12 protein-coding genes are annotated in these 19,059 nt (G+C 52.2%); 6 read left to right on the top strand and 6 right to left on the bottom strand.

Annotated features, from left to right (window positions below; all coding sequences use genetic code 11):
• Positions 1-186 precede the first annotated feature (186 nt).
• Positions 187-321 (top strand): hypothetical protein, encoded by a 135-nt coding sequence (locus tag BLQ88_RS37430; protein WP_262485726.1) that lies wholly within the window; start codon positions 187-189, stop codon positions 319-321.
• On the opposite strand, the gene BLQ88_RS31670 is transcribed toward BLQ88_RS37430, so the two are convergent.
• The 6 genes from BLQ88_RS31670 to BLQ88_RS31645 form a co-directional block, all read right to left on the bottom strand.
• Positions 318-1,751, bottom strand: a complete 1,434-nt coding sequence (locus BLQ88_RS31670) for a S41 family peptidase (protein WP_090157035.1) — start codon at positions 1,749-1,751, stop codon at positions 318-320. The two genes, BLQ88_RS37430 and BLQ88_RS31670, sit on opposite strands and share 4 nt — an antisense overlap.
• Positions 1,752-1,771: 20 nt before the next feature.
• The gene (locus tag BLQ88_RS31665; protein WP_143016974.1) at positions 1,772-2,374 is read right to left on the bottom strand and encodes an outer membrane beta-barrel protein; all 603 of its coding nucleotides are present in this window, start codon (positions 2,372-2,374) and stop codon (positions 1,772-1,774) included.
• A 23-nt stretch (positions 2,375-2,397) separates the two neighbouring features.
• Entirely contained in the window at positions 2,398-3,495 is a 1,098-nt protein-coding gene (locus BLQ88_RS31660; protein WP_090157033.1) for a serine hydrolase domain-containing protein, read from the bottom strand.
• Positions 3,496-3,529: 34 nt separating this feature from the next.
• Positions 3,530-4,699 (bottom strand): hypothetical protein, encoded by a 1,170-nt coding sequence (locus BLQ88_RS31655; protein ID WP_090157032.1) that lies wholly within the window; start codon positions 4,697-4,699, stop codon positions 3,530-3,532.
• A 164-nt stretch (positions 4,700-4,863) separates the two neighbouring features.
• On the bottom strand, positions 4,864-5,493 hold the full coding sequence (locus BLQ88_RS31650) for a response regulator transcription factor (protein WP_090157094.1): 630 nt from the start codon (positions 5,491-5,493) through the stop codon (positions 4,864-4,866).
• Positions 5,494-5,585: 92 nt separating this feature from the next.
• On the bottom strand, positions 5,586-8,597 hold the full coding sequence (locus BLQ88_RS31645) for a sensor histidine kinase (protein ID WP_090157031.1): 3,012 nt from the start codon (positions 8,595-8,597) through the stop codon (positions 5,586-5,588).
• Positions 8,598-8,626: 29 nt separating this feature from the next.
• On the opposite strand from BLQ88_RS31645, the gene BLQ88_RS37425 reads away from it, so the two are divergent.
• The 5 genes from BLQ88_RS37425 (at position 8,627) to BLQ88_RS31625 (ending at position 19,017) form a co-directional block, all read left to right on the top strand.
• Positions 8,627-8,749 carry a hypothetical protein gene (locus BLQ88_RS37425; protein ID WP_262485725.1) on the top strand — a complete coding sequence of 41 codons (123 nt, stop codon included), beginning with the start codon at positions 8,627-8,629 and terminating at the stop codon, positions 8,747-8,749.
• A gap of 181 nt (positions 8,750-8,930) precedes the next feature.
• The gene (locus BLQ88_RS31640; RefSeq protein WP_090157030.1) at positions 8,931-9,323 is read left to right on the top strand and encodes a WD40 repeat domain-containing protein; all 393 of its coding nucleotides are present in this window, start codon (positions 8,931-8,933) and stop codon (positions 9,321-9,323) included.
• A gap of 96 nt (positions 9,324-9,419) precedes the next feature.
• Positions 9,420-12,497, top strand: coding sequence for a sensor histidine kinase (locus BLQ88_RS31635; protein WP_090157029.1), 3,078 nt, complete (start codon positions 9,420-9,422; stop codon positions 12,495-12,497).
• Between the two features lie 13 nt (positions 12,498-12,510).
• On the top strand, positions 12,511-13,140 hold the full coding sequence (locus BLQ88_RS31630; protein WP_090157028.1) for a response regulator: 630 nt from the start codon (positions 12,511-12,513) through the stop codon (positions 13,138-13,140).
• 189 nt (positions 13,141-13,329) lie between these two features.
• On the top strand, positions 13,330-19,017 hold the full coding sequence (locus BLQ88_RS31625) for an FG-GAP-like repeat-containing protein (RefSeq protein ID WP_090157027.1): 5,688 nt from the start codon (positions 13,330-13,332) through the stop codon (positions 19,015-19,017).
• The last annotated feature ends 42 nt before the right edge of the window (positions 19,018-19,059 follow it).

Below are 19,059 nucleotides of genomic sequence, written 5' to 3'. Positions count from 1 at the left end.
TTTCCGGCTCAAAGCAGTAGCGTTTCAAATTCTTTTTACGACTTCATAAAAAACAACTTAATCTGTTAGCAAAAATGAAAACAAATCTTTCCAAATGCGTCGCGTTCCTCTTCTTGATTCTGCTGTCCGTTTCGTTTTCCTGCAACAGGGAAAACAGCATTTCGCCTGATCCGGACGGGGGGGCCGTTGGTACAAACAAATGGTGAGGAGTATAGCAAGCTCCTGGCGGGGCGTGAAGATTTTGACGGCACACCGTTTGAGATAACCAAAGTGACAGGCGAGGGCGACTTGCTGAAAATCGACGTGACCGGCGGCGGTTAGTTACCCGGGTTGGACGCGACAGTATCCGGATCCTGGTTCGACAGCAGATCCTGCCGGGAAGGGCGGGTGGCTACATCGGGCAACACGCCGCGGCCTTTCTCAGGCTCGGTGCCGATAGCCGGGTAATAACCCGCGAGCGGAATACCCAAATCCAGGCCGGTAGCTGGCAGCTTGTAAATGGCGAATGTGCCGCTGCTGTTGCCCTGGTAGGCACCGCCGGATTCTTCGCCCACGAACAGTCCGCGGTTCTGGTGGCGTGCGACGGCCAGAAACTCAGCCGTAACAGAATAGCTCAGCCCATCCATTAGGAAAACCACTTCTCCGGTATAGGCCTTGCGGCGCGGATGATGTATGCCCAGGTTCTGGTGTTTACGGAACTGCAAACGGCCCGACGCATCCTTTCTGATAAACAGCCTGGCTAAGCCGATGAACCGCGGCAGGTAAGCATTGTCGCGGTGCGGAACGTCCTTTTTGCGCCGCACTTTCACTTCAACATGGTCGTAATAGCGGAAATCACGCAGGGCAATGTGCGCGTAAAGTTCTTTCCCGAGCGCATCGTTTCCTCCCTCATTACCTCTTACATCGATGATGAGCCTTCGCACCCGACGCTGGTCGATGGCCGTGAAAGCGGAGTCGAGGAAGCGTTTGAAATGTTTGTCGCCCTGGGTCGAATAGAAAGTCGCAATGCGGAGCCTGGCTACGGAGTCGGATGGAAAACTGAGGTGGTTATGGGTGGACAGGCTGGAACTGCCGCGGTTGAGCGTTTGCCAGGCTTCGGTGCCGATGCCCTTCATGTCGATCGAGGTGCGGTTGTTGGATTCATCGGCCAATGCCACTGTGAATGGGCCTTCGTTTTGCTGGATGAAGTCGGCGTACCATGCGCTGAAATACTGTTGGATTTGCGCATCGGCGGACGAGCGTACGAAACCGTCGACAAACATCTGCGCGCGCAGCGCACGTAGAATGGCGTCGATCGGCTGCCCGTTTACCTGCGTAATGTACTTCCCGACGGCCTGCGGATACTCCGACTTCGTCACCAGCAAACCGCCGCTATCGTCGAACCGCACAATGACGGGCATCAGGCTGTTGGTATAAAAATAAAATGGAAAGCCCTTCATCGGCGAAAAAAATTTGGTGTGCCCGCAACGCAGTTTAGTCAATACTGGGTTGACCATCCTGAAAAAGGACATCAAAGTAGTGGAATCCCGGCCGGCGACGACGCTCCTGATCGAATCGAGCGAATGCAGGAAATGCTCACGCGGCTCAAACCTTCCCAGGCCCGGGTGGAGTGTCACGACGCTCGTTCGGATCATATCGAGGTCGGAAACCAGGGCGACGGATGCGAGTTTTTTCTCAGGCAGGGACTGCGCCCCGGTACTCAGGTGTAAGGTCAGTTGCAGCAATGCCGCAACGATTAATGAATGTTTCATTTCGGATGTTCAGAAGGTTTTTATTTCAATTTTAAACTTACTCCCAGGTTCAGGTTCCGGTGCAGCCGCACGTCGCCGGGCGTTGCTTCGGTACCCAGTTGCGCGTGATGGTAGTAGCGCAGGTATACTTTCCATTTTGTATTAATCTGATAACCAGCGCCCAATGCGGCTACCGGCGCAAGTCCCGACGCCCGGAATTTCTCCCGGGAGAAATTGCCCTGGTCGTCTTGGAGTTCTCTGTCCTGGCGGAAAGTAGTTTGCAGGTAGCCGACGCCGGCCTGCGCTTCCACATAAGCCCGGCCCAGCAGGAAGCGGTAGCCCAGCGCCGTCATGGCGCCCCATCCCGTCTCGTGGCGTGTGCCATAAGCTGCCAGGGCCGTGTGCTGGAATAGTTGTCCGCATTTTTTACCCGAATACACATATTCAACACCTGTTTGCAAGCCTTTGCCTCCCGAAAACTGGGTTCTGATCCCCGGAAGCCTGTACGATTCTGCGAAAACGCCCGTGGTCTGCGTGAGTCCTTCAAGGTTGATATGCCAGCGCGGGAACTCGCGAGCGCCGGCCTGCGCATGGCCCCGCAGGGAGAGCAGGGCCATTATTGCAGCGGTAATAAGTGATTTCATTTTTGAATGAGGGTTGAATTGCATCAGCGTTTGTCAATAAACTGCTTTACTTTTTCGGCTGCCTGATAACCCGTGGTGAGAATGGATTCGTCGGCGGCGCTGGATAGGAAAATACTGGTCGTGTTGCTTTTGGGAAGGTGCATTACCACCACCGACCAGCCTCCGCTGTGCCCGGCCATCAGCTCGCCATCCTTATAGCGGTATTCCCAGCCCAGGGCAAAGCCGGGCAGCCCTTTGACAGGCGTATAAAGTTGCCTGAAATGCGGCTCGGTAATCAGCCTGTTGTTTTGAAGACCAGCGATGAACCTGCTCATATCGCGCAGGCTGCTGCATACTCCGGCGGTCGCGAAGTCGGCATACACATATTCCGGCGTCACTGCCCTGAATCCTTTGCCCTCCACTTCAAAAATCTGCGGTTTAGAGCCTTCGATGGCCGAATGATGTGTAATAAAGCGAGTATCGGTCATTTCGAGCGGGTTCAGGATCTTTTCGCGGACGATCTCCTCGTAAGATTTTCCATATACCTTTTCCAGGATCACCGACAGCAGCACGAAGCCCGTCTGGCCATACCGGGATTGTGAGCCGGGTGTAAAATGCAACGGCATTTCTGCTGCGTGGGCCAGGTAATCGGTACGGCTCATGTGTTCCCTTTTTTCGATCGGCAATGCGCGGTAACGTTCGTTTTCCATCACATCGGGAATGCCGTCGGCGTGAGAGAGGAGCTGGCCGATGGTGACTGGCACCCAGGTTGCCGGAAGTCCGTTGAGATGCTCGCCCGCCTTCGCCGTCAGTTGCAGTTTGCCTTCCTCCACGGCTTTCATCACCATGGTACTGGTCAAAAGCTTGGCGGTAGAAGCGAGTATGAAAAGGGTGCGGTCGGATACTTTTGTGGCGCCTCCCGGCTCCTCCGCCCCCTGGATAAACGATGCCTTTGTCTGGCCATTCTCGATCATGGCCCACGCCACCGGCGCTTCGAACGGTACATTTCCCGTGCGCTGATCCACCAGCGCACCGATCTGTGCCGCAAGCTCACTGGCATTTTCGGGAGCGGTTTCATTGCTTTCGCAGGAAGCAAGCACTTGCAGGCTTATCACGGCAATAAAAATTGATAGTTTATTCATGGCATTACCGGAGGATTTTCAAATGGATTTGTAATTAATAGGTAAAAACGGTGCGCATCATATAAGTATCCGCCCTGGTTTCTACGGACCGGTATTTGGTCATCAGCTCTTTGGGATAGCCGTCGGCGTCGTAAGTGTATTTAAAATCATAAGGCTCGTGTTGCGGGCGGGCTCCGCTGCGGATTTTCCGCTGGATCACCATGTTATGTTTGACATACTGGTTAAAATGCGCTTCCGGAATTTTGAGGTGGACGTAAGGATTAATGCAAGAATCATAGTTGTAAGTGCCTTCCTCCCTGCTGCCGGTGTGGCCCGAATAGACGTCCAGCAAAGCGATTCCACCATGCATGGTTTTGGAATAATAATCGGTGTACTTCCCGTTTTCAAACTGGTATTGCGCGTCGATGCGGTAATCCTGGGTGACGCCGGAGCGGGTTTCGAGTAGGAAATAGCTGGCGTTGGTTGTGATTGTCGCGGTTCCCCTGGTTTCTTCGAGAGATACCACGCGTCCTTCCGCGTCGTAGCGCACTGCCTGCTTTTTGAGCAGGGCATTGCTTTCATCATAGGTCAGGATGGAGGTGATATATCCGTCGGTGTAGCCGAAAATGTCTTTTTCCATGAGATAGGTTGACATATCGGCCCGTTTTCCCCACAAGAGGCGTTGCTTCACGGTGCCGTTTGCGTGGTACTCATAGTCGGTTTTGGTGTAAGGTTTACTGACGCCGTCCTTGATTCTGGCTTGTGTGACTGACCTGATCCTTTTCGCCGGCAGCTCCCCGCCAAGATCGTACAAGGCGTTCTCCTGTACTTTGGCCTGAGATAATGTGCGGTGCGCATTCATACCCCATTTGGAAACCGACAGCTCGAAGCGCACCGCTTTGGCAGACAGGTAGATCTGCTGGGTACCGGCCGCGAGATAGTGGATCTTGTAATCCATTTCCTGTTTGGCATCCCAGCTTTTGACAATCAGCTGGGCCGGAATGCTGTCGTACAGCACTTCCCCGACTTTAATCATCACCCGGATGAACACGCGCTTGTCCATGGCGGGCAGCGGCTTGCTCGTGTCGGAGGGAATGGGAATACGGATCGTATCGGAGCGATCCGGCTTGCTGACGTCCGGCGGTATTTCGACGTACTTTTCTTTGCAGGCCGCCAAGGCGAAAATCAGGAGAATGAAGCAGGCGAATGTGGTAGTATTTTTCATGGCTAATTTGGACAAATGTTGATTTTAATGGATGCAAGCTATTTTTTTGGGCATAGCGGTGCCCTGGCGAAATCTCGCCCTGCGGTAGAACCCTTTGTGTTTCCCGATCCGGATCAGGCTTTAAAGGTTGAACGTTACACGGTATACGAATGCGGAAAGTGCGGTCAGACTATCCGGTTTTTCAGTGCCTTGGCCACCGCTTCGCTTTTGGAATTGACTTGCAGTTTTTCATAAATATTCCGGATATGCGTCCGCACGGTGTCGATGGAAATGTTCAGGTCGGCCGCTACCATCTTGTAGCTGTTGCCGTCCACAAGTGATTTGAGCACCGCCTTTTCTTTATCGGTAAGCCCGTAGTTTTCATCGCCGGGCGACATCCCTGCAAACATCTGGAGTACCTGCGTCGCAATGGAGGAATTCATGGGCGCCCCTCCCTCATACACGTCCCTGATGGCACTGATAATGGCCGAAGGCGAGCTCTTTTTCAACACATAACCATTGGCTCCGAGGCGGATGGCGTCGTAGATGTTGCGGTTGTCGTCGAACACGGTGAGCATGATGATTTTGACCTTATCATTTTTCCTGCGGATCATCCTCACCCCGTCGATTCCGCTGGCGCCGGGCATATCGATGTCCATCAGCACCACGTCGGGTTTCAGCAATGCCACGTCGGAAGCTGCGGACTCACAATTCCCAAATTTTCCTACAATGCTGAATTCGTCGGTCCCGTCGAGCAGCAGGCCGATCGTTTCCCTGAATTGCGCCACATCATCGTAAAGCAGTACCCTTATCATAACTTTTTGATCCATTTTGACATCGCCTTGACTCTTTCAGCGATTTTGACAATGCAAAGATCACAGCTACAAGATTCAGAAACAACGCATATTCATGCGATGGGCATCCACAAGGTAATGGTAGTGCCATCGCCAGGCTTGGAAACGACCGTCAGGGTGCCATTTACATTCCCGGCGCGGATCTGCATGTTTTTCAGGCCGTTGCCCCTTACCGTGCTGCCGGGTTGCGGCATGTCGAAACCCACCCCGTTATCGGCGATGGTGAGCATTAGCTGCGCGGCCTTTCTGGATAGCCCCACAGTCACCAGGCTGCAACCGGCATATTTGACGATGTTATTCAATGCTTCCTTGAAGATCAGGAAGATTTCCCGGCGCGATTCCATCGACAAGTGCAGCTCCGCCACCGACGGCTCCGTTTCGAAGCGGTAGTCGATTTGCTGGGGTTCCAGGACTGCCCCGGCGGTCTCCTTCATGCGAGCGAGGATTCTCGCCATGCTGTCGTTCACCGGGTTGATACTCCATACGATGTCGTCCATTGCCTCCATCATCTGATGCGTGCTCTGGCTGATGGTGGTCAGGTACTGCTTGCTTTTTGCCTCGTCGAGCGATTTCTGGTCCAGGGCCATGCTGCTGAGAATGTTGATGGTACTGAGCGTCGAACCCATGTCGTCGTGCAGGTCGCGGGCGAGGCGGTTCCGGACTTTCTCGATATGCAGGAGCTTTTCGACCCTGAGCCGGTGGAGAAAAAAAAGCACACAGGCTGTAAGCGAGGCAACCAGCAGGTAAAACCAGATCGTTTTCCAGAATGGGGGTTTGATACGCAGTTCCAGCGTGGTCGTTTTGGGCGAATACTCGCCCTGCTCGTTTTTGGCCCTAACCGAAAACGTGTACCGCCCGTCGGGAAGGAAGTTATAGCTCACATGCCCGCCCGAAGGCAATATCATCCAATCCGCATCGAGCCCATCCATTTTATATTCGTAGGTAGTCCGCTCCCGCTGTGCGAAACTGATCGCGGCAAAATCGATTCGGAAGCTGTTGTGGGTGTAGGGCAATGTGATAGCTCCCGGCCGCAGCAGCGAATCAAGGGAAAGGTACCGGTTGTTCAGTTGGAAGCCGGTAATGGTGACGTCGGGCGGACGGGGCGATGTTTTGTACTCGTTAGGGTCAAAGATGACCAAATGCTGATTGCCTCCGAATGCCAGCCGGCCGTTTTTCAGCGTAGCGCTTCGCTCCGGCACATAGCTGTTGCTGTGGATGGTGAGCAGCCCGTCCTGCTGGGAGTATTTTGTAAGCATTTTCGTCGACGGGTTGAGTTTGTAGATCCCCGAGGCGCCGCCGAGCCAGATATGCTGGTTCTGGTCCTTCCCAAGGGCGAAAATCGTCCCCGCCAACCGGCCGGTGTGGGCATTGTCAAAACGAACGGTGTAGGTTTTGGTATTGATTGTACCCAGTCTTTCGCCCGCCACCATCACCAGCGAGTCATTCAGCGGCATAATGTCCCTAATGCCGGCAATGTAACTGTTACCGGTTTTTGCCAGGTCGATCGTATGCACGAGCCGTTCATGCTGCGCGTTGATGATGTACAAGCCTTTCCCGGTCACCGCTGCCCAAAGAAGGCCGTCGGGCAGGAAAAGCATCCGGTTCACCGCGCCGCCTAGGGCAAATGCTTTTTTCAGGTTTTTATCGGAGAATGGCAAAGAAGGGTCATGCACCCAGATATCGCCGTTTCGCAAACCGATCCATAGCTTCCCTGCTTTGTCACCGGCGATTTGGGTTACGCTGCTGTTTTCGAAAGCTTTCGGTGCATAAAGCGTCGCCGTTTTGCTGCCAGTATGGTACAGGGCAATGCGCCCCTGGTCACAGCCAGCCCATACATCGCCGCGGCGGTCTTCGTAAAGCGCTAGTACCCGCTGCATGGGATCCCCCAGGTTGTTGAATGCTGCCACCGGCTCGATCTGAGGGTTGCTGAATTCGTTGCTCAATACAAAGGTGCCCCGCCCCCATGTGCCGATCCAGAGCCGGTTTTGCCGGTCAGGAAGCAGGCTGCTGATGGATGCACGGCGTTTTTCTTGGCTGAATAAAATATGCGTGTACTGGTTCTTATTGCCCGCCGTGTAGTACAAACCATTGTCGGTAGCGACCCACAACATGCCCTCCCTGTCCTGAAAAATACCCGCAATGGAATTGAAATGAATGCCGTAAGGATTGCTGCCCGGCGATCGGAGGTCGATGAACGACTTGCCATGGTGGCCGCGGAAGTAATTCATGCCGTAAGCGACGACAATGGAATCCTCGTAATTGCCGAAACCGTACACTTCATACAAATCGGAGGCGTCGCCGCCGTTCATGCCGAGCGTATCGGTGGTGAATTTCCCGCTGGCCCTGTCAAAGCAGAAAAAGCGCGTCCGGGATGGCCCGGTAGCCACCATCCAGTAACGGCTCTTCCGGTCGATGAACAGCCGCTGAATCACCGGCGGCAGCTTCCGGCTGGCAAGCATAGGGTCGTGTGACTGCGATCCCGAATGGTATGATCGCGTTTTTTTATCCCAAAAACCGAAATCATTCCGCGACAAAACCCAATACCTGTCCAGGCGCGTATCAGGCACAACGTCGGTCACCAGCAGGGAATCGGGTAATGTAAACGGTCCGCTGCGCGGTGAAAATCTCCCGTCAGATCCTAAGTACTGGCAATTTTTACCAACATATACGAGGAAAACGCGGCCTGCATCATCCTTGCGCAGCCATACCTTGAAAGGCCCGTACACTTCTTTGTCGCCCTGATAGGCCACATAACGGACTGAAAAATTGCTGGTATTCAGCGTTGCCACGCGGCCGCCCGATCGGATCCATACCGTTCCGGCGCTGTCGGTGAGTATCTGGTCTACCCGCTCGTCGAGCACCGTCCGCATGCTGATCCCGTCGAAACGTTGCAACCCACCCTGCGTACCGATCCACAAATACCCGGTACTGTCCTGCCACACGCAAAGCACGTGGTTGGACAGTAAGCCCTCGCCGATCGTCAGCCGGTTGAAGATGTAGTTTTGCCCGTGACCGGATCCGCTAAACAGCAGAAAGATAACAAGCAGGAGCACACGGAAGATCATTCCGCAAAGTTAATCCGGCAGCACTGCGCGTGCAACACCAGGCCCTCACCGACGGCCCGGTAAGCGGCTCAAATTTTGTTCACTTACAGACCATCATCACCAACCTGACCGAATGGGGCATGGAGCACCGCAAAAAGATCATCGGGGAATAGCGCATTGCCGTTAACATCACCCCAAATAACTTAGGTAAATACGCCCGGGCATATAGGGGCGTGCGCACGAATCGTTGTCATGAAGGTATGTAACCGGAAATCTCATATGAAAGCGAAAAAATTAAGAACGTGCACATTATTATCCCTTGCTATTTATTTGACATTTGTCTCGTGCAGTGGCATGAAACCTACCCTTCCGGGAAAATTGGTGAATGAGACACCCACATCGCCTGTTTTCTCCCCTGACGGAAAGTTGGTGGCGGCAGGCATATTCGGAGCTGTAAGGGTTTGGGATGTGCAATCAGAAAAGTTTCGGGACTACCCTGCTGAGCTCAAAACTGAAACGCCCGCCCGCATTTTCTTTTCTCCTGACGGCAAATGGATGGCCGCCGGCGTGTACGGAGCCGTACGCACCTGGGACCTGGCAACCGGTGCGTCACACGATTACCGCATGAAGCTACGCAACGAAACGCCCAGGATCATTGCCATATCGCCCGACGGGCAGACGATCGCCACCGCGGCTTTCGGAGGCCTCATGAAGTGGCAGTTTCAGGGGTTTCCAGAAGCTAACTAAATGCTTTATTTAAAGCCCCCACAGTAAGTCCCGGAACCGATTCTGACAGTCTTTTTTTACCTTGTGCCTGTCAATTCACCTCACGGGCCCTACTCCATGAAAATTTTCTCCGTTCCGGGTTTAGCCAGCGTCCTGAATGTATCCGGGAAAGCCGGTAATTTCTGTCGGAAGGCTATTTTTTCGGTGTTACTGGGCTTCTCTTTATTTTCTTACGCGCATGCTGTCGGGCCCAGGTTACAGATAACGGATATATCGCTTCCCCGGCAGTTCAAGGACCGCAATATTAAACAGGCGGTTTACGACTCAAAGGGACTTCTCTGGTTTTTTACAAACAGGGATATATACCGTTTCGACGGGAACAATGTCATCGGGCTCGGCCCGCAGTTCGGGATTCAGCCTTATACCATTAAATTCATTCATTGCGACGATCACGACCGGCTTTGGATAGGAACCAGGCAAATGCTGATACGGCTGGACCTGAAAACCTGGAAACATCATTCATTCCAATTTCCGACCGCCGCAAATGATGCGGACAATGCCGGTGCTACCGGGTATGTCATGCAGACCAGGGCCGGACGTGTATTGGTAGCGGCAGGATGGGGAAAACTGTATGAGGTGAAGGCGGATAGCCTCCGGCAGATATTTGATCTGAAAGATAAGATCAACGACGGGCCAAGAAAAGGGGCGGTCAACTGGATTCACGAACAGGCCGACGGCGATCTCTGGCTCACCACCGGCTACGTGGCACGCATCGTGAGGCTGCATCCAGAAAATAACAGATATGTGCTGAAAGAGGTCATCAAGCAGAATGACTTTACTGATAAATCCATTCAGCACCCGGTTTATCACGAGTCCGGAAAAATCCTGTTTCTTACCGACCGGGGAGAGCTGAAACTCCTGGATTGCCATTCAAAAGTTATCGAAAATGTCAGACTGCCCCACCCCGTGCGCTGCGCCTACCAAACCCCGCTTTCCAGGCATCAGGTACTGATAACCACCATTGAAAATGAGCTTTTTATCTTCGATTTCAAGAATAGCAGCATCACAACGGCCGGCACGCAAAGTATTATCGCCGGAAAGCGCATTCCTGAACACAACAATTACAATCTCAGCCAGCTCATCGTGTACGAATCCGGTCAGGAAAGGGGTATCTTTCGCGTCGCGCTGGCGCCGGACAAGCCTGGTATAGAGGCTATTGACCTTACCAGGGGAAACAGTATAAGGTCTATTTACAAACACCCCAGCGGAGATGTATTTCTTGGAACCTATTCAGAAGGTTTCCTCAAAATTGACGGGCGTACCGGTGCCAAAAAGCAGCTGACCAATTTGCTTTTCGTCTACAAAATCGTCCCGTGGTCGGCGGATACGCTCCTGTTGGGCATTGAAGGCGGCGGTTTGTATTGGTACGACATCCCCAAGGGGACCTTTTCGCAGACTATCACTAAATACGGGCAACTGTACGAAAAATACGTTACCTCCATTGTCCGCACAGGTAACCTGGCATGGGTGGGATGCTACCAGGGTTTTTACCTTGCCGATCTAAAAAAAGGGCAAATTATCGAAAGCAATGGCAACAATGCTGAATTTGCTGCCCGCCAGGTGCATGTTTCAGCTTTATACATCCAGGATGGCATGCTCTGGGTATGCACGGTCGACGGGCTTTTTGTTTTTGAATATGGTAAGGATGGAGTCGGAAAGATCGTCTACCGCAGCGACGACCAAACCAGCTGTACCTCGCTGGCTTTTGTAGGAGACCGGGTTTATGCGGCTACCATCGGCAAGGGGCTCGTCGTGCTCGACCGGCGCAGTTTTAAAAAGGTCGCCTGGATCGATGAAACGAAAAACCTGGCCGGCAGCCTGGTCTATTCCATCAGCTTTCGAAAGAATGTATTGCTCGCAGGTACCAACAACGGGCTCAGCCGGATCGACCTGCAAACCGGCCTGATCCGGAACTACAAAGAAAATGACGGCTTGCCCTCCAACGAGTTCAATACCGGCGCCTCATTTTTGTCCGGCGATACGCTCTTGCTGGGAACCGTCAGCGGCGTTGTGGTGATACCTATCGACAAGCTTCTGGCATCCGGCCCCAAAGCTCCGGGGACACTTTATGTGACCCAGCTTCTTACGCAAACAAGAGACAATGATCGTAAAGCCGACTTGACGCTCCCCTATCATTCAGGGACTGAAATCGTGATTCCCGCCGACGTCATCTCATTTACGGTTCACCTGGGCGGGGACATCAGCGGGACGACCGATGAAACCCCTTATTTTTTCAGGCTCGATAAAGAGATGGCGTGGAGCAGGCTGGGGAACAACAAGGAGATCTCACTCGTAAGGCCGCAGCCGGGGTCTTACCGGCTCGAAGTAGGCACAGCGGCACCCAACGGAAAGGTCAATGCGATCGTGACGGCGGAGATGATCAGGATTAAGCCACAATTTTCAGAAACGGCATGGTTTAAGATATTGCTGATCACTGCCGCCCTGGCTTTGGGGATGGCCGTATTCCGGTACCTGGAAAGGCAAAGGGAAAAAGAAAGAGGCCTGCGGCTCAAAATCGCGGAAGATCTCCACGACGAGGTGGGCGGGCTGATTTCAGGTCTTGCCCTTCAAGCTGATTTTCTCCAATATGCCGACGATAGCCAGCGCAAGGAATATCTCCGCAAAATTATCGACACCGGGCGTATGGCTGTTAAAAGTATGCACGACGTGGTGTGGAGCATCGACCCACGGAACGATAATGCCAAAACATTGACCGAACGCATGAAAGATTATGCTGAATTTGCCCTGAAACCGGTTGGAATACAATACGGGTTTGAAAGTGAGGGAATTACCGAGCTCACTTTTCTTTCCCAGCAGGTCAGGCAGAATATGTGGCTGATCTATAAAGAGGCGATCACTAATGTATGCAAACATTCGCAAGCAGGAAAAGCGCAGATTACCCTTGATTTCAATGATTCGCAATGGCGGATGTGCATTACAGACAATGGAAGAGGGCTCGGTGATATTTCCAGCCAGGGTAACGGCCTTAAGAATATGCAAAACAGGGCGCATAAAATCCGTGCGGAGCTAAAAATAGAATCCGGAGACCGGGGCGTCACGGTCACATTGGCAAAGAAGCAAAGCGGCGTAGAACTACCTGTATGGGTGGGAAAACACACCCAGCATCCCGCTTAATTTTGCAGCTACGATGAACAGACTAGCTATTATTGAAGATACAGCAGGCATCAGGCAGGTGCTGTCCGACTTTTTTGCCGTACAACCGGATTTCGAACTCATCCTGTCCGCCGCGTCATTTGAAGAGTTCGTCGACCGCTGGAATCCCTCGCAACGGCTCGACCTGCTCCTTTGCGACATCGGCTTGCCCGGCAGGTCCGGGATCGAAGCCGTATGGCACATCAAAGAAAGCAGCCCGCAGACGCAGGTGATGATGTTTACGGTGTTCGAAGACCAGGACAAAATATTCCAGTCGCTTTGCGCAGGCGCGACCGGGTATATGCTCAAAAGCTCCCAATTGAGCGAGCTGCGGGCCGGGTTGCGGGAAATGCTGGCGGGAGGCGCAGCCATTTCCCCGAAAATCGCGATGGAAGTAATCCGGTTTTTCAACAGGCCCCAGCAAAAGCAGCCGGACGCTAAGCTAACCGTCCGCGAAATCGAGATATTATCCCTGCTGCAAAGCGGCTTCTCCAATAAAGACATTGGTGACAAACTGTTCATATCGGTGGAAACCGTTAAATACCACATCAAGAACATCTACATCAAGCTCCAAATATCGAGCAGAAGCGAGCTGCTGCTGCGTTTCCGAAACCCGCTGGGATAATTCGCGACGGATTAGCCAAGTAACTCTGCAAAATCAATCAAACGTATAGACAACTACCCGAATGGGTAGGAAATGCTTCGCACATGGCCATTTCCTTTGCAGCGAGGATGGTGATATGCGCCATGCCTCCCTTTTCTACGCCACGTTTCTGCAAAGTCCGACCCTGTTCACTACTTCTAAAAAAACCCCATGAGAAAAATCTCTACCCACCAGCCCCTTTCTGAATTCAAAAAACGCCATATCGCGATGGTCGCCATGCTGATCGCATTAATGGCTGCCTGGGTTGCGACACAGCGGATCACTATCCCTACCGAACAAGCCCTCACACCCAATGAAAATACGTTTCTGCCTTCGTTTCCTGTTCAAAAAGGAGTGCAGGCAAAAACCAGCCAAAACAAGGCGAAAGGCGATACCCTGATAAACAGCGCGTGGTATGGCTCAGTGATGAAATCGATCCAGAAAGCGGAATACAAATTCACGAAGATCGACAGCCTCGGAAAATACAGCTCGCCCAACAGGAAGAACAACATGCGCTTCTATTATGACGAGAACGGTTTCAGCGTCCAACCCCGCACCACGAAGATCCTGGAAGGAAAACCCGACCCGAGAAAGCAGCCGCATGAACAGCAATATAAAACCCTGGCGGAATGGAAAGTAGAATTTCTGATGGACAAACAACAGGTAGTCGACGGCCGGTGGTCGGTACAGGACCATCAGGCCGAATACATTACCGATAACATGACGGTGCAATATGTCAATGGCGAGGACGGCATGCGCCAGAATTTTATCGTCAAAAAAACCTTAGCGTGCAGCGAAGAACTCAAAGTAAATTTTACAGTAAAAACAAAACTCAAACAGGAATTCAGCAACAATCGTCTATCGTTTATCCACCCCCGTGAAGGCGCCGTGCTGAACTATGACGGGTTAAAGGTATGGGATGCCAAAGGGAAAGAACTGGCTGCACAGTTTGAAAAGAATGGACAAGGATATTCCATCCATGTCAACACACTCGGCGCCACTTACCCGGTAACCATTGACCCGATCAGCAGCAGCCCTTCGGCGTCCATCGAAAGCAATCAGGCGAATGCCCAACTGGGGTATTCTGTAGATGGCGCTGGTGACGTGAACAAAGATGGCTTCGACGATATTATAGTCGGAGCTCCGTATTACGACAACGGCGAGGTGGATGAGGGCGCGGTATTTATGTTCTATGGATCGCAACAAGGAATCAGTACAATACTTAGTGCTCCACCGGTAGAATCGAATCAGGCAGGTGCATTGGCGGGGTATTCTGTTGCAGGTGCCGGTGACGTGAACGGCGACGGGTTTGACGATGTAATAATTGGTCTTCCTTATTACGATAATGGACAGGTGGACGAGGGTGTGGTCTGGGTATTCGGCGGAAGTGCGACAGGGTTAGATTTAGCCACCACGAAATATATCTTGCAAGGTGACCAGGCTAATTCTCAGTACGGGTGGGCCGTTGATGGAGCAGGGGATGTAGATGCAGACGGCTTTGACGACTTGATCGTTGGTGTTCCGAATTATGATCATACCCTGACAGATCAAGGTACGATTGCTGTTTATAGAGGTTCGGCTGTCGATCTGGTAATAAATAAACAATTTCAGATCTCAAAAGCGGGAGCCAAACTTGGCTGGTCGGTTGCGGGTATCGGAGATTTTAACAACGACGGGTATGACGACGTTGGTATGGGGGCACCTTTTTTAGATGATATATATGAAGATGAGGGCTTTTATTTATGGGCCTTTGGATCTGCTACCGGTATATTATCGACTGGAACAAGATTTTTCTCGGGTAGGCAGGCAAACTGCCAGATGGGTTATGCGATCAGTTCAGCGGGCGATCTCAACGGCGATGGTTTCGATGAAATTATCGTGGGCGCACCCTTCTTCGACAATGGCAATGTCGATGAAGGCCTTGTAGCAATCTGGTATGGCACAAACAACTTCCCCGGTGGTTACGCCACTTATGACGGAGGTCAGGACAATGCGCATTTTGGTATGTCGATTGCATCGTTGGATGACATTAATCAAGATGGGTACGAGGAGTTGCTTATTGGTGCGCCGGACTATGACAATGGTCAAATAAATGAAGGCGCTGCATTTCTTTACATGGGGTCAGCTGGTGGTCTTGGTTTCACTTACACTCAGATTTTCGAGTCTAACCAGAGCGAGTCAAAATTCGGACAGTCCCTTGCTGGCCGGATGGATCTCAATGGTGACGGTTTTCAGGATCTTATTATCGGCGCAAGTAAGTATGATAACGGCCAGGCCGACGAGGGGGCTGTTTTCCTCTATTACGACCAACCCAGTCCGCTGGGGGGCAATCTTGATATTATTGCTGATAGCGATCAGTCAGCCGCCTGGATGGGGTACTCGGTATCCGGCGCCGGAGATCTGAATGGAGACGGATATAGTGATGTGATCGTCGGAGCCCCCGGCTACGCCAATGGAGAGGCTGGGGAGGGCGTGGTCTTTGTGTATTATGGTTCGGCAAATGGGCTCAATACCACCTCGCCGGTCATGCTTGAGTCCAACCAGGGATTCAGTGTCTTCGGCAACGCTGTCTCAACCGCTGGTGACGTAAATGGCGATGGATACAGCGATATCATTGTTGGCAATGCTAATGGGAGTAACGAAGAGCAGCAGGAAGGCAGGGTATTTATTTACCACGGCTCCGCTTCCGGGATTGCAACAACCCCCTCCGTTATCCTGGAACCCAATATTGCTTTTGCACGCATGGGAGCCTCTGTTGCCAGCGCTGGAGATATAAATGGTGACGGATACAGCGATGTGATCATCGGCGCGTCTTATAGCGACGTTATTGTCGGGGCACCTTCAACAACAAAAAATGGCACAATCTACATTTATTACGGTTCTCCATCCGGCATTATCGCGGCCACGCCAACTACTTTTGAGTCTGGACAAGATGGGGCGCAATTCGGTTATTCCGTAGCTGGTGCGGGCGATGTGAACGGAGATGGATTTAGTGATATCATTGCAGGCGCACCCTATTATGATAATGGAGAAACAGACGAGGGTATTGTCCGTTTGTACTACGGATCTGCATCGGGTGTCAATCCTTTACCGGTGACGCTTGACGCCAACCTGGCAGGCGCGTTATTTGGATTATCGGTGTCGAGCGCCGGTGACGTCAATGGAGACGGATATAGTGATGTGGCGGTGGGCTCCCCTAAGTTCGGTAGTGGGCAATTCCAGGAAGGAGCCGTTTACATTTTTATGGGTTCTGCGGCTGGAATTAACACAACGGCGGCTGGTCGGATGGAGTCCAATATCCCGGAGGGAAACTTGGGCGGAAGTATATCGGGTGCAGGTGATTTGAACGGAGACGGTTTTGCTGATGTGGTGGCAGGAGCTACCCTTTATTCCAAAGGTCAAACCTACGAAGGCGCTGCTTACATTTACATGGGATCGGTAGCTGGCCTGGCTGGCTATGCTGCTAAAATTGTTGAGACTAATCAACCGTCTAGTTTGATGAGCTGTGCATCCAGTGCCGGCGATGTCAACGGAGACGGGTACAGTGATCTGATATTCGGGCATCATGGTTTTGACAGCCCTGAGGAAAATGAAGGTGGTATCTCTATGCTGTACGGTTCCGCTGATGTGCTTGCTACGAGGTATTCTGCCAAAATTGAGCTTAACCAGGCGGAAGCGAGGCTGGGCACTTCGGTAGCCATTGCAGGCGACATTAACGGAGACGGATTCAGTGACGTGATTGTAGGCTCGCCGCAATATGATTTCGGGCAGTATAACGAGGGCACCGCGACTGTTTACCTTGGAACTGCCAACGGACTGAGCGGAGTGCCAACCACGCTGCAGAGAAACCAGGAATCCTCTGGCTTCGGAATTTCAGTTGCGTCGGCAGGTGACGTGAACGGCGATGGGTACGACGATGTGATCGTTGGCGCTCCTTTCTACAACAACGGAGAAGCATTTGAAGGTGCTGCATTCCTGTACTACGGATCAAACGGAGGTATTATCAATGCTCCGGTTTTACTCGAAAAAGATCAGGCTTTTGCCTTCTTCGGAATTTCGGTAAGCGCTGCGGGCGATGTGAACGGCGATGGATATGACGATTTGCTGGTCGGTGCCACCGGTTTCAACAACGGACAAACGGGAGAAGGAGGGGTTTTTCTTTATCTCGGTTCCGCTTCAGGTATCAATACCAATTCCACAGCCACGCTGGAAATGGACCAGGCAGGTGCCGGCTTCGGTTTTCCTGTTTCTTCGGCCGGCGATGTAAATGGCGACGGGTTTGCAGATGTCGTCGTTGGCGCTACCCAGTATGATAACGGAGAAACTGATGAAGGTGCTGCTTTCGTTTTTCATGGTTCGGCTGCCGGTATTATCACCACGCCTGCGCGAATGCTCGAATCTAACCAGACGAATTCCGACTTTGGCATTACCGTAGCGCGTGCCGGAGATGTAAATGGCGACGGGTTCAGTGATATCTTGATCGGAGCACCTAATTATGATGATGGTGAAAGCAATGAAGGAAATGTATTCGTCTACCATGGGTCAGCAACCGGCATAGCCGCTTTGCCCAATCGGGTGCTCCAGTTCAACCAGGCAGGAGCTTCCTTTGGAGGCAGCGTCGCAAGTGCAGGGGATGTGAATAGCGATGGTTACTCGGACGTGATCATTGGCGCGTTCCACTATACCGCTCCGCAGCTCGACGAGGGAGCCGTGATGATCTACCTGGGATCTCCGTCAGGCATTACTGCAGACGTGGCCAAATTACTGGAAAGCAGCAAAGCAGGAGCGCAATTCGGAATATCGGTTGCCGGTGGCGGTGATATTAACGGGGACGGCTTCGGCGATATCATGACAGGTGCCAGCCGTTATAGCAACGGGCAAACAGATGAAGGAATGGTGTTTGTCCACTACGGAAATGCGGCAAAAAACTTTAAACGTAATAATGTTGACCTGTACAATACGGATCTGGTCACACCGGTGAACATCACCAATTTCAGTAATTCGCAATTTGGTGCCGGATTGTTTGCCAGATCATTCATGGGCAGGGATAAGGGCAAACTGGTATGGGAAACCAGGCGAAACGGCACTCCTTACACCGGTTCGCCCATCTCCAATAGCGGCGCATTCACCGCACAGCAAAACGTATACACCGACCTGGGGCTATCCGGTATCGAATTGAAAACCGTAGTGGACAAACTCCCGGGCCGCCTTACCGATGTCAGGGCACGTGTTAAGTACAATCCCGCCACGGCTATTACCGGGCAGTTGTACGGCCCCTGGCGCTATGTTGAAACCGTATCGGGCTCACCGGGTGCATTGCCCGTGGATCTTATCTCGTTCAACGTCGCCTGGCACCAGCAAGGACAAATGGCGATGCTCAATTTCATTACCGAAAATGAATCAGAAATTGATCACTACGAGATTGAGAAAAGTACCAACGGAAAAATCTTCACCAAACTGACAGAAGTTGCCGCCGACAACATTCCGGATCTTCATCAATACAGCTACGTTGATAGCAACGCTACGGCCAGCAGACAATACTACCGGTTGCACATCCTGCACGCTAACGGCGCCTCAGAGTATAGCCGGATCGTCGTGTTAAGCAATAATAATGCAGCGGAGATTTCAATGTACCCGAATCCGGCTACCGATGTCGTAAACCTGAAAATGACCAAGATGACCGGCCAGGTCAATTTGCGGGTGATAAACAGTTCGGGCCAAACCGTGAAACGGCTCAGCTTTCAGGCTGTGCCGGGCGAGCGTATACAGGTACAGGTAAGCGACCTCCCGACGGGCATATACAACTTTCATTTGCAGAACGACGGGAAAGCGCAAGTCTTGAAGTTAGTTAAGCCGTAGGCGGCTAAACAGGTTCTTCTCCATATCGAAAAACAACATTTG

This window comes from Dyadobacter soli, assembly GCF_900101885.1.
Taxonomy (GTDB): Bacteria; Bacteroidota; Bacteroidia; order Cytophagales; family Spirosomataceae; genus Dyadobacter; species Dyadobacter soli.
This window is presented reverse-complemented; position numbering and strand designations above follow the sequence as displayed.

Bases quoted from the DNA above. Each gene is read 5' to 3' on its own strand.
- BLQ88_RS31640 (WP_090157030.1), top strand. From the start codon at position 8,931: ATGAAACCTACCCTTCCGGGAAAATTGGTGAATGAGACACCCACATCG.
- BLQ88_RS31635 (WP_090157029.1), top strand. From the start codon at position 9,420: ATGAAAATTTTCTCCGTTCCGGGTTTAGCCAGCGTCCTGAATGTATCC.
- BLQ88_RS31650 (WP_090157094.1), bottom strand. From the start codon at position 5,493: ATGATAAGGGTACTGCTTTACGATGATGTGGCGCAATTCAGGGAAACG.
- BLQ88_RS31645 (WP_090157031.1), bottom strand. From the start codon at position 8,597: ATGATCTTCCGTGTGCTCCTGCTTGTTATCTTTCTGCTGTTTAGCGGA.
- BLQ88_RS31625 (WP_090157027.1), top strand. From the start codon at position 13,330: ATGAGAAAAATCTCTACCCACCAGCCCCTTTCTGAATTCAAAAAACGC.
- BLQ88_RS31630 (WP_090157028.1), top strand. From the start codon at position 12,511: ATGAACAGACTAGCTATTATTGAAGATACAGCAGGCATCAGGCAGGTG.
- BLQ88_RS31665 (WP_143016974.1), bottom strand. From the start codon at position 2,374: ATGAAATCACTTATTACCGCTGCAATAATGGCCCTGCTCTCCCTGCGG.
- BLQ88_RS31670 (WP_090157035.1), bottom strand. From the start codon at position 1,751: ATGAAACATTCATTAATCGTTGCGGCATTGCTGCAACTGACCTTACAC.
- BLQ88_RS31655 (WP_090157032.1), bottom strand. From the start codon at position 4,699: ATGAAAAATACTACCACATTCGCCTGCTTCATTCTCCTGATTTTCGCC.
- BLQ88_RS31660 (WP_090157033.1), bottom strand. From the start codon at position 3,495: ATGAATAAACTATCAATTTTTATTGCCGTGATAAGCCTGCAAGTGCTT.